Raw genomic sequence first — 13654 nt, 5'->3', positions numbered from 1 at the left:
AAAGCGCTTGCTACGGCTTTATGGAGGGAACTTCGTGACACGCAGGACAGTGCGCATCGCCATGAACGGCGTCACGGGTCGCATGGGATACCGGCAGCACCTGGTGCGCTCGATCCTCGCGATCCGCGAGCAGGGCGGCCTCGACCTCGGCGACGGCGAGGTGCTGTGGCCCGAGCCCGTCCTCGTCGGCCGCCGCGCCCACGCGCTGGAGGCACTCGCCGCGCAGCACGGTCTGACCGAGTGGTCGACCGATCTGGACGCGGTACTCGCCGACGACTCGATCGACATCTACTTCGACGCCCAGGTCACCTCGGCCCGCGTCGAGGCGATCAAGAAGGCCATCGCGGCCGGCAAGCACATCTACACCGAGAAGCCCACCGCCACGGACGTCGAGGGCGCCCTGGACCTGGCCCGCCTCGCCCGCGACGCCGGGATCAAGCACGGCGTCGTCCAGGACAAGATCTTCCTGCCTGGCCTGCTGAAGCTGAAGCGCCTCATCGACGGCGGCTTCTTCGGCGAGATCCTCTCCGTGCGCGGCGAGTTCGGCTACTGGGTGTTCGAAGGCGACTGGCAGGAGGCCCAGCGGCCGTCCTGGAACTACCGCGCGGAGGACGGCGGCGGCATCGTCGTCGACATGTTCCCGCACTGGGAGTACGTGCTCCACGAGCTGTTCGGCCAGGTCACGAGCGTATCCGCGCACGTGCAGACACACATTCCGCAGCGCTGGGACGAGCAGGGCAAGCCCTACGCCGCCACCGCCGACGACGCCGCGTACGGCACCTTCCAGCTGGCGAGCGGCGCCGTCGCCCAGATCAACTCCTCCTGGACGGTCCGCGTCAACCGCGACGAGCTCGTCGAGTTCCAGGTCGACGGCACCCACGGCTCCGCCGTCGCCGGACTGCGCAACTGCCGCGTCCAGCACCGCTCGGCCACCCCGAAGCCGGTCTGGAACCCCGACCTCCCGGTCACCGAGCCGTTCCGCGACCAGTGGCAGGACGTCCCCGACAACGCCGTCTTCGACAACGGCTTCAAGGCCCAGTGGGAGCTCTTCCTGCGCCACATCGTCCTCGACGAGCCCTACACCTGGGACCTGATGGCCGGCGCCCGCGGTGTCCAGCTCGCCGAGCTCGGCCTCAAGTCCTCCGCCGAGGGCCGCCGCTTCGACGTGCCGGAGCTGAACCTGTGACCATCCACCTCCCGCAGGGCCCGTACGAGCCCCGCACCACCCCGCTCGACCTCGCACCGGGCGGTGCGGCGCTCGCCTCCCGTACGGTCTTCTCGGCCGCCCACGTCGTCGCGGACCCGTACGCCGACGTCAGCCCCGACGCTCCCGCCGTCGTCGACTGGGACGCCACCCTCGCCTTCCGCCGCCACCTGTGGTCGCACGGCCTGGGCGTCGCCGAAGCGATGGACACCGCGCAGCGCGGCATGGGCCTGGACTGGGCGGGCGCGGCGGAACTGATCCGCCGGTCCTCCGCCGAGGCGAAGTCCGTCGGCGGCAGGATCGCCTGCGGTGTCGGCACCGACCAGCTCACCGGCCCCGCGACGCTCGCAGAGGTGCGTGCGGCGTACGAGGAGCAACTGGCCCTCGTCGAGGAGAGCGGAGCCCAGGCCATCCTGATGGCCTCCCGCGCCCTCGCCGCCGCGGCGAACGGCCCCGAGGACTACCTGGAGACGTACGCCCATCTCCTGCGCCAGGCCACGGAACCGGTCGTCCTGCACTGGCTCGGCCCGATGTTCGACCCCGCGCTGGAGGGCTACTGGGGCTCCACGGACCTCGACGCCGCCACGGACACCTTCCTGAAGGTCATCGCGGAACATCCGGACAAGGTCGACGGCATCAAGATCTCGCTCCTGGACGCCGAGCGCGAGATCGACGTCCGGCGCCGCCTTCCCGGCGGGGTGCGCTGTTACACCGGCGACGACTTCAACTACCCCGAGCTGATCGCCGGGGACGACCGGGGCTTCAGCCACGCGCTGCTCGGCATCTTCGACCCGCTGGGCCCGCTCGCCGCCCATGCGGTACGGGTCCTGGACACCGGGGACGTCGAGGGCTTCCGCGCCCTCCTCGACCCGACGGTCGAGCTGTCCCGCCACCTCTTCGAGACCCCGACCCGGTACTACAAGACGGGCGTTGTTTTCCTCGCCTGGCTGGCGGGCCACCAGGACCACTTCACGATGGTCGGCGGCCTGCAGTCCGCACGCTCGCTGCCGCACCTGGCGACCGCGTACGAACTCGCCGACCGGCTCGGCCTGTTCCCCGACCCGGAACTGGCCGAGACCCGGATGCGCGCCTTGCTGGCCGTCCACGGAGGAGCACGATGAGCACCGCCCTTTCCCGCCTCTCCATCAACCAGGAGACCATCAAGCAGTGGTCCCTGCCCGAGCTCACCGAGGGCTGCGTCAAGGCGGGCATCGGACAGGTCGGCCTGTGGCGGGCGCCCGTACAGGAATACGGGGTCGAGCGCGCCGCGCAACTGGTGAAGGACGCGGGCCTCACCGTCACCAGCCTCTGCCGGGGCGGCTTCCTCACCGCGGTCGACCCCGCCGAGCGGGCCCGCGCCCTGGACGACAACCGGGCGGCGGTCGACGAGGCCGCGGCCCTGTCCACCGACACCCTGGTCCTGGTCTCCGGCGGACTCCCGTCCGGCGAGAGGGACCTGTACGCCGCCCGGGAGCGGATCGCCGACGCCCTGGGCGAGTTGGGCCCGTACGCGCAGGAGCGGGGTGTACGTCTGGCGATCGAGCCGCTCCACCCGATGTTCGCCTCGGACCGCTGCGTCGTCTCCACCCTGTCCCAGGCCCTCGACCTCGCGGAGCGCTTCCCGGCCGAGCAGGTCGGCGTGGTCGTCGACGCGTACCACATCTGGTGGGACGACCAGGCTCCCGCGCAGATCGCCCGGGCGGGCGCGGGCGGCCGGATCCACTCCTTCCAGCTGGCCGACTGGATCACGCCGCTTCCGGCGGGCGTCCTGGTGGGCCGGGGCCAACTGGGCGACGGGTGCGTGGACTTCAGGACCATGCGCCGTCAGGTCGAGGCCACCGGCTTCGACGGCCCGATCGAGGTCGAGATCTTCAACGAGGACCTGTGGGCGCGTGACGGCGCCGAGGTACTGGCCGAGGTCGCGTCCCGCTACCTGGAACATGCCTGCTGAGAGCGTGTCCGGCGGACTTTGGTAAAGAGAACGTCAAGGCGTGCAACCTTTGCCCGCCTTCCCCGGTCGTACTCAGCGTCGGGACTTCCGGGGAGGGATCCGGGGGGATCGGGAAGACCCGACGGAGGGGGACAGCGAGGGGGGTCCGGCCTTGTGGCCGGACCCCATTCCGCTTTTCCGGGACGCGGCTTCCCGGAACGCCGGCGCCGCGGCGGAGCCCGTCGCCGGTCTGGCAGGATCGCCGGAATGGCGAAGGATTCATTCATGACCTACAGGAGTGTCGGCGCGCTCCTCCGCGAGACCGGCATGGTGTCCGCGGAGAAGGCGCACAGCGTCCTCGAAGGACTCGCCGCCCACGCGGACAAGAAGCTGGCCCCCCACGAGGCGGCCGGTGCCCTGGTGGAATTCGGTGCGGCGGTCTCGGTGCACGTCGACGACATCGACTCCATCTACGAGGACTACGCACCCCTGCTGGCAGCCGCCGCCGAGATCGCCGGCGGCAGAGTCACCGTCACCGACGTCCGGATCGTCAAGGGCGAAGGCGGATTCGAGGACGGCGGCCGCTGCGATCTTCTGGAGTTCGAGAGGAACGGCACGCTCGTCTCCCTCGTGGCCGAGCACTTCTCGGAGGACTACTACGACCACGAGACGGCCTACCTGGCCATCAGGGAAACCGCCCACGACGACGACCCCCGGTCATGGCACAACGTCGACTTCGCACGGGAGCCGGGCTCCATCCACGACAACGTCATCGTGCTGGCCACGCCCGCGCAGAGCGAGGCGCTCCACGAACATCTGGGGCTGACGCTCTTCTGAGTGGGCGCGTGGCCGGTTCGCGGCGGAAGACCTAACCGGCCTTCCTGAACAGTGCGGTCCAGAGGAACTCCTCGCCGAAACAGGGGGAGTCGGCCGGTTCGTCCCGCATCCGGCGCAGTTCGACCTCCGTCAGTTCGGAGAAGATCCAGCGCAGCGACTCCGGCGAGTAGGCGAGTCCGCCCTGGAGTCCCGCCTCACGGTAGAAGTCCGCGTCAGGCAGCTCGGAGCCCATCGCACCCGAGGCGAAGCAGCTGAGGGACAGGTGCCCACCGGGGGCGAGGACACGGTCCACGAACGCGAGGTAACTGACGCGGCGGTGGGGCGGCAGGTGGTGGAAGCAGCCGGAGTCGTGGACGAGGTCGTACGGCCCGGCCGGTGCGTCCTCCGCGAAGGCGTCGCCGCGGTGGAAGCGGATGTCCGCCCCGGCCTCGCGGGCCCGCTCCTCGGCCCAGGCGATGGCCTCGGGCGACAGATCGACCGCGTCCACCTCGAAGCCCCGCGAGGCGAGGTGCAGCGCGTTGCGCCCCGGCCCGCAGCCGAGGTCGAGCGCCCGGCCCGGGGCGATCAGGCCCCGGTCGAGGTACGAGACGAGGTTCTCGTCCGGCTTCGCCACGAAGAACGGAACGGGCTTCGACCGGTCCGCGTAGAACCCGTCCCACCATGAACCCGCCCCGCCGGTCCACCGGTCTGCCCCCGGTGCGAACAGGCTGTCCATGAGCTTCAGTACGTCGTCCACCGAGCGTACGTTCCGGTCCATCCGGACCCCCTTCCAGAGGCCCTCATTCTAGGCGGATTTGCTGCATCACTCCAGGTCAGAGCCACTTTATGGTGAGTCAGGGCGGGCGGCTGCGCGCCTTTCGCGAGGGGGTCGGGAGGCAGGGGTACGGAAGGAGCGGGTGCGCTCCGAGAGGCCCGCCTGCGGGCCTGGACGGGGCGCTGGAAGGGACGCCCGGAGGTGTTTCTCGACCGGTTCACCGTTGCCGGGCCGACCGCGCCCGGCTCAGTCGAACAGGTCGATCAGCCCGTTCACCCAGATCGCCACGAAGGCGGCCACGAGGAGGAACGTCCCCGCACACCCCGCGAAACGGCGCACGCCGCCCGTATCCGGCTCCTCCTCCTCGCCGGTGAAGGTGTCCCAGTCGACGGCCCGGCCCAGCGACTCCGCGCAGGCGGTACGGACAGCGGTCAACTGCGCTTCGGCGAAGGCGGATCCGGCCAGCGACTCATGCCCTCGCCAGGCCAGTGCGCGCATGCGGCGGGCAGGCAGGGTGTACCTGTCCTCGAAGGCGGCCGTCTCCACCGGATCGCGGTCCTCCTCCAGGTACATCCACCGTCCGGCCTGCGCCGGTTCTCCGTACAGCCGGTAGATCTCCGCCAGACGCCGGCGCACCTCCGCGCTCGCGGGGTAGGCCTGGACAAGCCCGCGAAGCCGGGTGCGGGCCATGGGTATGCGTCCGGCGGCGAGGTCGGCGTCCGCGCGCGCCAGGGTGTCGATCAGTGCCATGCGCACATCATCGGCCACCGGGCGCGGTCCGCCGAACGGCCACCCCCTCCTCCGTCCGCCCGCAGGAAGGCCTCCGGCCCGTCCGGCTGTCGGCGCCGACCGGTAACGTCGTCGTATGTCCAACATGGCTGTCCTCGAAGGTGTCCTGGAGAGGATCACGTACGCCAACGAGGAGAACGGGTACACCGTCGCGCGCGTCGACACCGGGCGCGGAGCCAACGACCTGCTCACCGTCGTCGGTTCGCTGCTCGGCGCGCAGCCCGGCGAATCACTGCGCATGGAGGGCCGTTGGGGCTCCCATCCGCAGTTCGGGAAACAGTTCACCGTCGAGAACTACACGACGATCCTCCCCGCCACGATCCAGGGCATCCGCCGCTACCTCGGCTCCGGTCTGATCAAGGGCATCGGACCGGTGATGGCCGACCGCATCACCACGCACTTCGGCGTCGACACCCTGGACATCATCGAGCAGCAGCCCAAGAGGCTCGTCGAGGTGCCCGGTCTCGGTCCGAAGCGGACGAAGATGATCGCCGCGGCCTGGGAGGAACAGAAGGCGATCAAGGAGGTCATGGTCTTCCTGCAGACCGTGGGCGTCTCGACCTCCATCGCCGTCCGCATCTACAAGAAGTACGGGGACGCCTCGATCTCCGTCGTCAAGAACCAGCCCTACCGGCTGGCCGCCGACGTCTGGGGCATCGGTTTCCTCACCGCCGACCGCATCGCCCAGGCCGTCGGCATTCCGCACGACAGTCCGGAGCGGGTCAAGGCCGGACTCCAGTACGCGCTGTCGCAGTCCACCGACCAGGGGCACTGCTTCCTGCCCGAGGAGCGGCTCATCGCGGACGGGGTGAAGCTCCTCCAGGTGGACACGGGGCTCGTCATCGACTGCCTCGCCGAGCTCGCCGAGGACCCGGAGGGCGTCGTACGGGAGAAGGTGCCGGGCCCCGAGGACGGGGTGCCCGTCACCGCCGTGTACCTGGTGCCCTTCCACCGGGCCGAGATCTCGCTCGCCGCCCAGGTGCAGCGCCTGCTGCGTACACCGGAGGACCGTATGCCGGCCTTCCAGGACGTGGACTGGGAGAAGGCCCTCGCCTGGCTCGCGCAGCGCACGGGGGCAACTCTGGCACCCGAGCAGGAGGCGGCCGTCCGGCTCGCGCTCAGCCGGAAGGTGGCCGTCCTCACCGGCGGTCCCGGCTGCGGCAAGTCGTTCACGGTCCGGTCCGTCGTCGAGCTGGCCCGCGCCAAGAAGGCGAAGGTGGTGCTGGCCGCACCCACCGGGCGGGCGGCGAAGCGGCTCTCGGAGCTGACCGGTGCCGAGGCGTCCACCGTGCACCGGTTGCTGGAGCTGAAGCCGGGCGGGGACGCCGCGTACGACCGTGACCGGCCGCTGGACGCCGATCTGGTCGTCGTCGACGAGGCGTCGATGCTCGATCTGCTGCTGGCCAACAAGCTCGTGAAGGCGGTGGCACCCGGTGCCCATCTCCTGCTGGTGGGCGATGTCGACCAGCTGCCCTCGGTCGGCGCGGGGGAGGTGCTGCGGGATCTGCTCGCCGAGGGCGGCCCGGTGCCGGCCGTCCGCCTGACCACGATCTTCCGTCAGGCGCAGCAGTCCGGCGTCGTCACCAACGCCCACCGGATCAATTCGGGAGTGCCCCCGCTGACCGAGGGCCTGAGCGACTTCTTCCTCTTCGTGGAGGACGAGACGGAGGACGCCGGGGTGCTCGCCGTGGACGTCGCGGCCCGCCGTATCCCCGCCAAGTTCGGCCTGAATCCCCGCCGTGACGTGCAGGTCCTCGCCCCGATGCACCGCGGCCCGGCGGGAGCGGGCCATCTCAACGGACTGCTCCAGCAGGCCATCACGCCCGGCCGCCCCGATCTGCCCGAGAAGCGGTTCGGTGGCCGGGTCTTCCGGGTCGGCGACAAGGTCACCCAGATCCGCAACAACTACGACAAGGGGGAGAACGGCGTCTTCAACGGCACGGTCGGCGTCGTCACCGCCCTCGACGTCGACGAGCAGAAGCTGACGGTCCTCACGGACGAGGACGAGGAGATTCCGTACGATTTCGATGAGCTCGACGAGCTCGCCCACGCCTACGCGATGACGATCCACCGCTCCCAGGGCAGCGAGTATCCGGCGGTCGTCATCCCCGTGACCACCAGTGCCTGGATGATGCTGCAGAGGAATCTGCTGTACACGGCGGTGACACGGGCCAAGAAGCTTGTCGTACTGGTCGGTTCACGCAAGGCCATCGGTCAGGCGGTCCGCACGGTTTCCGCAGGCAGACGCTGTACGGGGCTGGATTTCCGGCTCCGCGGTGCGCCGGTCGCAGACTTCGCGGAAAAATGATCGATCAAAACGGTGGGAAACATCACGGAGGCCTTCCGGAACCGGATTCCAGGGGGCAGGATGAGTAAGTTGGCGGCACTCAGTGCCGCCAGTAGGTCCAATGGACGACCCCGAGTGCACTCTCCTGAGCCAAATGGGGGAGGGTGGAGACAGTCAGGGCACCTCGAAGAAGAGGCACTACGTCGGTGAGGGATGACGTGAGCGACAACTCTGTAGTACTGCGGTACGGCGATGACGAGTACACCTACCCGGTGATCGACAGCACCGTCGGCGACAAGGGCTTCGACATCGGGAAGCTCCGGGCCAATACGGGCCTGGTCACGTTGGACAGCGGATACGGCAATACGGCCGCGTATAAATCCGCCATCACCTACCTCGACGGCGAGCAGGGCATCCTGCGGTACCGCGGATACCCGATCGAGCAGCTCGCGGAGAGCTCGACGTTCATCGAGGTCGCCTACACGCTGATCAACGGTGAGCTTCCGAAGGTCGACGAGCTGTCGGCCTTCAAGAACGAGATCACCCAGCACACGCTGCTGCACGAGGACGTCAAGCGGTTCTTCGACGGCTTCCCGCGCGACGCCCACCCGATGGCCATGCTGTCCTCGGTCGTCAGCGCGCTGTCCACGTTCTACCAGGACAGCCACAACCCGTTCGACGAGGAGCAGCGCCACCTCTCGACGATCCGGCTGCTGGCCAAGCTCCCGACGATCGCGGCGTACGCGTACAAGAAGTCGATCGGTCACCCGTTCGTCTACCCGCGCAACGACCTCGGCTACGTCGAGAACTTCCTGCGCATGACCTTCTCGGTCCCCGCCCAGGAGTACGTGCCGGACCCGGTCGTCGTCTCGGCGCTGGAGAAGCTGCTCATCCTGCACGCGGACCACGAGCAGAACTGTTCGACCTCCACCGTGCGTCTGGTCGGCTCCTCGCAGGCGAACATGTTCGCCTCGATCTCCGCCGGCATCTCGGCCCTGTGGGGTCCGCTGCACGGTGGCGCCAACCAGTCGGTGCTGGAGATGCTCGAGGGCATCCAGGCCAACGGCGGCGACGTCGACTCCTTCATCCGCAAGGTGAAGAACAAGGAGGACGGCGTCCGGCTGATGGGCTTCGGCCACCGCGTCTACAAGTCCTTCGACCCGCGCGCCACGATCATCAAGGCCGCGGCGCACGACGTGCTCTCCTCGCTCGGCAAGTCCGACGAGCTGCTCGACATCGCGCTCAAGCTCGAGGAGCACGCGCTCTCCGACGAGTACTTCGTCTCGCGCAACCTCTACCCCAACGTGGACTTCTACACGGGTCTGATCTACCGGGCCATGGGCTTCCCGAGCGAGATGTTCACCGTGCTCTTCGCGATCGGCCGGCTCCCCGGCTGGATCGCCCAGTGGCACGAGATGATCAAGGAGCCGGGATCGCGTATCGGCCGCCCGCGCCAGATCTACACCGGCGAGGTCCTGCGCGACTTCGTCCCGGTCGAGAGTCGCTGAAGCCGACTCCCGTACCAAACGCTGTAGTACCCGGCCGTACTGGCCGACTGCCTTCGCCCCGCGTACCGCGCTCGCTGATTCAGAGCGCGGTGTCCGGGGCGATTCGGCGTTCCGGGGGCTCCGCCGCGGGGCTGCCGGGGGGCGCGGCCATGGGTTGCCGCGGGCGTTTTGAGGTGGCCCCTTGGCGTGGCAAGGGCGGCACATGCGGGGGTCAGGTTGGCGCCAGGGGGTGGTCAGGGCGGCGCCATGGGGTGGTCGGGGCGGTGCCACGGGGTGGCCAGGGTGCGAGAAACGCCCCGCCGCCGATCCCCCCACGGGTCGACGGACAGGGCGCTTCCCATATCCCGGAGCGGATTCCCCCCACGGGATCCGGCCGGGCGTCTGAAGGGAGCCGAGGCTCCCGTTGTTTTGCTGGTGGTGCGTATTCAGTTCGGTCCTGCTGTGCGATCTGCCGGGGTACGTACGAACGGGAGGGCCGCTCAAAGCTCCCCGGTGCACGTGCCCCGGCCAAACGCTTGCCAGGAGCGTCCCCCAAGACACTCCACCGGACGTCCCCCAAGACATCCTTGGCATCGCACTCTTAGACTCACCAACCCATCAGATGGTTACCCTCGAATCGGTGTGATCTAAGTCTCTTTGTGGAAATTACGTGAAGGAGCGCAACCGCAGACTGTTCGTCACGACGAAGACCGACGAAAACGCCATTGCCGCACCCGCGATCATGGGGCTGAGCAGCCCGAACGCAGCCAGAGGCAGCGCGGCAACGTTGTACCCGAAGGCCCAGAAGAGGTTGCTTCTGATGGTCGACAGCGTACGCCGTGACAGCCGGATGGCGTCAGCGGCCACCTTAATATCTCCACGAACGAGTGTGAGGTCGCTCGCCTCGATCGCCGCATCCGTCCCGGTACCCATCGACAGACCCAGATCGGCCACGGCGAGAGCGGCGGCGTCGTTGACCCCGTCACCGACCATGGCGACCGAACGGCCCTCGGCCTGGAGGCGCCGGACGAGCTCCACCTTGTCCTGCGGCATGACCTCCGCGTGGACCTCGTCGATCCCGATCGTGCGTGCCACGGCGTCCGCGACGGCACGGTTGTCGCCGGTCAGCAGAATCGGCCGGAGGCCCAGGGCGCGCAGCTCGGCGACGGCCGCCGCGCTGCTCTCCTTCACCGCGTCGGCGACCTCCAGGACACCCCGCGCCTCGCCGTCCCAGGCGACGGCGACGGCCGTACGGCCCTGGCGCGCGGCCCCGGCCATGGCGTCGGCCAGCGGTGGTGTGAGCACGATCCCGGCGTCGGTGAGCAGTCTCGGGCGGCCCGCCAGTACCTGGTGTCCTTCGACGGTGCCGCGTACCCCGAGTCCGGGGACGGCGGTGAAGGAATCGGGGGAGGGGAGGGGAGCCGCGGTGCGGTCGGCCGCTCCGGCGGCGATGGCCTGGGCGATGGGATGTTCGGACGCGTGCTCGATGGCGCCCGCAAGGCGCAGGACGTCCGCCTCGGTCGTGCCGACGGCGGTGTGGACGCGCCCGAGGGCCATCCGGCCGGTGGTGACGGTCCCGGTCTTGTCGAGGACGATCGTGTCCACGCGGCGGGTGGTCTCCAGGACTTCCGGGCCCTTGATGAGGATGCCGAGCTGGGCGCCGCGCCCGGTGCCGACCATGAGGGCGGTGGGCGTGGCGAGTCCCAGGGCGCAGGGGCAGGCGATGATGAGGACGGCGACGGCGGCTGTGAACGACGCGGTGATGTCGTCGGTGGCCAGCAGCCAGGCGACGAGGGTGCCCAGGGCGATCAGCAGGACGACGGGGACGAAGACCGCCGAGATCCGGTCGGCGAGGCGCTGGGCCGCCGCCTTGCCGCTCTGGGCGTCCTCGACGAGCTTCGCGATCCGGGCCAGCTGGGTGTCGGCCCCGACCCGGGTGGCCTCGACGACGAGCCGTCCGGACACATTGAGCGTGGCTCCGGCCACGGAGTCGCCGGTGGCGGTGTCCACCGGCACCGACTCACCGGTGAGCATCGAGGCGTCGACGGCGGAGAAGCCCTCCACGACGGTGCCGTCCGTGGCGATCTTCTCGCCGGGACGGACGACGAAGCGGTCGCCCACGACGAGCCGGCCGACCGGGACGCGTACCTCCGTACCCCCGCGCAGGACTGTCGCGTCCTTCGCGCCCAGGTGCATCAGTGCGCGCAGGGCGGAGCCCGCCGCCCGCTTGGACCGTGCCTCCAGATAGCGGCCCAGCAGGATGAACCCGATGACCCCGGACGCCACCTCCAGATAGATCGTGGAGGCGGGGTCGGAGCGGGAGACCGTGGCATCGAACCCGTGCCGCATGTCCGGCATGCCCGCGTCGCCGAAGAACAGCGCCCACACCGACCAGCCGAACGCCGCCAGAGTGCCCACCGACACCAGGGTGTCCATCGTCGCGGCACCGTGCCGGAGGTTGGTCCAGGTGGCGCGGTGGAAGGGCAGGCCGCCCCAGACGACGACCGGGGCGGCGAGAGTGAGGGAGAGCCACTGCCAGTTGTCGAACTGGAGCGCGGGAACCATGGCCATCAGGACGACCGGCAGGGCGAGCGTCGCCGACACCAGCAGGCGCAGCCGGAGTGCGGCGAGGGCTTCCGCGGCCGTTCGGTCGCCCACGTCCTGGGAGCCTTCGCGCTCCCGGTCCGGCGCGCCGGATTCCTGGCCCCCCGTGGCGGCCGACGTCTCCTCACTGTGCGAGGTCTCCACGACCTGCGAGGCTTCCCCGTCCTGCGCGGCTTCCCCGTCACGGGAGCCGGGGGTGGCCGGAGACGGGTCGGGGGCCGGGCGGGGTACGGGCTGTGCCGTGTAGCCCGTCCTCTCGACCGTGGCGACGAGGTCGTCGAGCGCGGTTCCGGCGCCGAAGGAGACGCGGGCCTTCTCCGTCGCGTAGTTGACCGTGGCGGTGACACCGTCCATCCGGTTGAGCTTCTTCTCGACGCGGGCCGCGCAGGAGGCGCAGGTCATCCCGCCGATCGTGAGCTCGGCCTCGGAGGTCTCCGCGGCCGGGGCCGCGGCTGCTGTGGTGCTGGCCATGTCCGGACTCCTGGGTAAAGCAGGTCGGGCCGCTCCCTACCAGTATCTGCCGCATCTGGTGAGGGAATCGGCCCGAGGGAAAAGTGGTGCGTGGTGCGGGTCCGGTGGAGGACCTGTTCCAAGGATGCCGCAGGCCGCTCGGGCCCGGGACCGCTCAGGCGAGGCCCACGAGCTCGTAACCCGCCTCGTCGACGGCGGCGCGCACCGCGTCCTCGGCCAGCGGGGCTTTCGAGGCGACGGTCACCCGGCCGGTGGAGGCCTCGGCCTTCACCGAGCTGACCCCATCGATCCCGGAGATCTCCTCGGACACGGCCCCCTCGCAGTGACCGCAGGTCATGCCCTTCACCTCGTACACGGTGGTGACGCCGCCCACCTGGACGTCGGCCGCCCCGTCCTGGCAGGAACCGGTGGACGAGCAGCAGGAGCCGGCGGTCCGGGGGGTCTCGGTCTCGGCGGTCATGACGTTCTCCTCTTTCGCGAGCACACATGGACGTGGCGTGAGGGGACACCGGAAGGCCGGTTCACCCCACCCGTCCCTCACTATACCCCTAGGGGGTATCAAATTCGCGCGAGGCCACCCCTGTGGGCCCCTCGCAGACCAGTGGATCCAGGTAGCGGTACATCACCGTCTTCAACTCCCTGATGTACGCCTCCCGTTCGTCACCCTCGTGGGACATGATCAGGTCAAGTCCGGCCTTGAAGAGGATGAAGGACATGGCGGCGATTCGGGTGACCTGGTCGGCCTGGAGCTCCGGGAGGTAGGAGCCGATGAGCTGCTCGACCCTGGTGGCCATCGTCGCGTGCAGGATGTCGTGCTCCTGGGTGATCACGCCGGGGATCTCGGAGCCGTGGGTGAGGACGGCGAACGCCGGGTTCTCGCAGTTGAAGGCGATCAGCGGGTCGAGGATCGCGTCCAGCATCCGGTCCAGGGGGAGCTCCATGTGGCTGGGGACGAACGCGGCGCCGTACGTCTCCCGCCAGCGGTCCATGAGCCGGTCGCCGAGCTCGACGGCGATGGCCTCCTTGTTGGGGAAGAACTGGTAGAGGGTGCCGGGCGATACGCCGGCCTCGCGCGCGATGGCGTTCGTGCTGGCCCCGTAGTAGCCGCTGGTGCAGAACACGCTGGCGGCGGCGTCGAGCAGCTGGGCGATGCGGGCCTCGCCGCGTGCCTGGCGGCGGCGCGGCCGGGCGGTCCCGGCTTCCTTGGCGCTCTGCGCGGGCGAGGTGGCCTCTCCGGCCTTGGCCTCCGACACGGTCAATCCCCAGCTCTCAAGACGCGGTTGACAAACGC

General features: G+C 69.7%; 11 protein-coding genes. 6 read left to right on the top strand and 5 right to left on the bottom strand.

Annotated elements, in window-relative coordinates:
• Positions 1 to 34: 34 nt before the first annotated feature.
• From ACFW9O_RS10420 to ACFW9O_RS10405, 4 genes are all read left to right on the top strand, one after another.
• Positions 35 to 1186, top strand: coding sequence for a Gfo/Idh/MocA family protein (locus ACFW9O_RS10420; RefSeq protein ID WP_384607251.1), 1152 nt, complete (start codon positions 35 to 37; stop codon positions 1184 to 1186).
• A complete protein-coding gene (locus ACFW9O_RS10415; protein WP_384607248.1) occupies positions 1183 to 2325 on the top strand; it encodes a dihydrodipicolinate synthase family protein in 1143 nt (380 codons plus the stop codon). The genes ACFW9O_RS10420 and ACFW9O_RS10415 overlap by 4 nt, the downstream gene beginning before the upstream one ends.
• Positions 2322 to 3155 carry a sugar phosphate isomerase/epimerase family protein gene (locus ACFW9O_RS10410; protein ID WP_351171374.1) on the top strand — a complete coding sequence of 278 codons (834 nt, stop codon included), beginning with the start codon at positions 2322 to 2324 and terminating at the stop codon, positions 3153 to 3155. Before ACFW9O_RS10415 ends, ACFW9O_RS10410 begins: the two co-directional genes overlap by 4 nt.
• Positions 3156 to 3419: 264 nt before the next feature.
• Entirely contained in the window at positions 3420 to 3971 is a 552-nt protein-coding gene (locus ACFW9O_RS10405) for a hypothetical protein (RefSeq protein WP_384607245.1), read from the top strand.
• A 31-nt stretch (positions 3972 to 4002) separates the two neighbouring features.
• Here ACFW9O_RS10405 and ACFW9O_RS10400 read toward each other — a convergent pair whose 3' ends face one another.
• Together ACFW9O_RS10400 and ACFW9O_RS10395 are read right to left on the bottom strand one after the other, a co-directional pair.
• On the bottom strand, positions 4003 to 4728 hold the full coding sequence (locus ACFW9O_RS10400) for a class I SAM-dependent methyltransferase (RefSeq protein WP_384607242.1): 726 nt from the start codon (positions 4726 to 4728) through the stop codon (positions 4003 to 4005).
• A gap of 243 nt (positions 4729 to 4971) precedes the next feature.
• Positions 4972 to 5475: a DUF6584 family protein gene (locus ACFW9O_RS10395; protein WP_384607239.1), complete on the bottom strand. Its 504-nt coding sequence runs from the start codon at positions 5473 to 5475 to the stop codon at positions 4972 to 4974.
• A gap of 115 nt (positions 5476 to 5590) precedes the next feature.
• On the opposite strand from ACFW9O_RS10395, the gene ACFW9O_RS10390 reads away from it, so the two are divergent.
• Positions 5591 to 7822: an ATP-dependent RecD-like DNA helicase gene (locus ACFW9O_RS10390; RefSeq protein ID WP_351171386.1), complete on the top strand. Its 2232-nt coding sequence runs from the start codon at positions 5591 to 5593 to the stop codon at positions 7820 to 7822.
• A gap of 197 nt (positions 7823 to 8019) precedes the next feature.
• Positions 8020 to 9309 (top strand): citrate synthase, encoded by a 1290-nt coding sequence (locus tag ACFW9O_RS10385; protein WP_351171389.1) that lies wholly within the window; start codon positions 8020 to 8022, stop codon positions 9307 to 9309.
• Positions 9310 to 9954: 645 nt separating this feature from the next.
• Here the strand turns inward: ACFW9O_RS10385 and ACFW9O_RS10380 are convergent.
• The 3 genes from ACFW9O_RS10380 to ACFW9O_RS10370 form a co-directional block, all read right to left on the bottom strand.
• Positions 9955 to 12363, bottom strand: coding sequence for a heavy metal translocating P-type ATPase (locus tag ACFW9O_RS10380; RefSeq protein WP_384607235.1), 2409 nt, complete (start codon positions 12361 to 12363; stop codon positions 9955 to 9957).
• A 154-nt stretch (positions 12364 to 12517) separates the two neighbouring features.
• Positions 12518 to 12823 carry a heavy-metal-associated domain-containing protein gene (locus ACFW9O_RS10375; RefSeq protein WP_384607232.1) on the bottom strand — a complete coding sequence of 102 codons (306 nt, stop codon included), beginning with the start codon at positions 12821 to 12823 and terminating at the stop codon, positions 12518 to 12520.
• Positions 12824 to 12911: 88 nt separating this feature from the next.
• The gene (locus ACFW9O_RS10370) at positions 12912 to 13622 is read right to left on the bottom strand and encodes a TetR family transcriptional regulator (protein ID WP_384607229.1); all 711 of its coding nucleotides are present in this window, start codon (positions 13620 to 13622) and stop codon (positions 12912 to 12914) included.
• Between the last annotated feature and the right edge of the window lie 32 nt (positions 13623 to 13654).

Origin of the sequence: Streptomyces sp. NPDC059499 (assembly GCF_042749285.1) — a bacterium.
Classification (GTDB): domain Bacteria; phylum Actinomycetota; class Actinomycetes; order Streptomycetales; family Streptomycetaceae; genus Streptomyces.
This window is presented reverse-complemented; position numbering and strand designations above follow the sequence as displayed.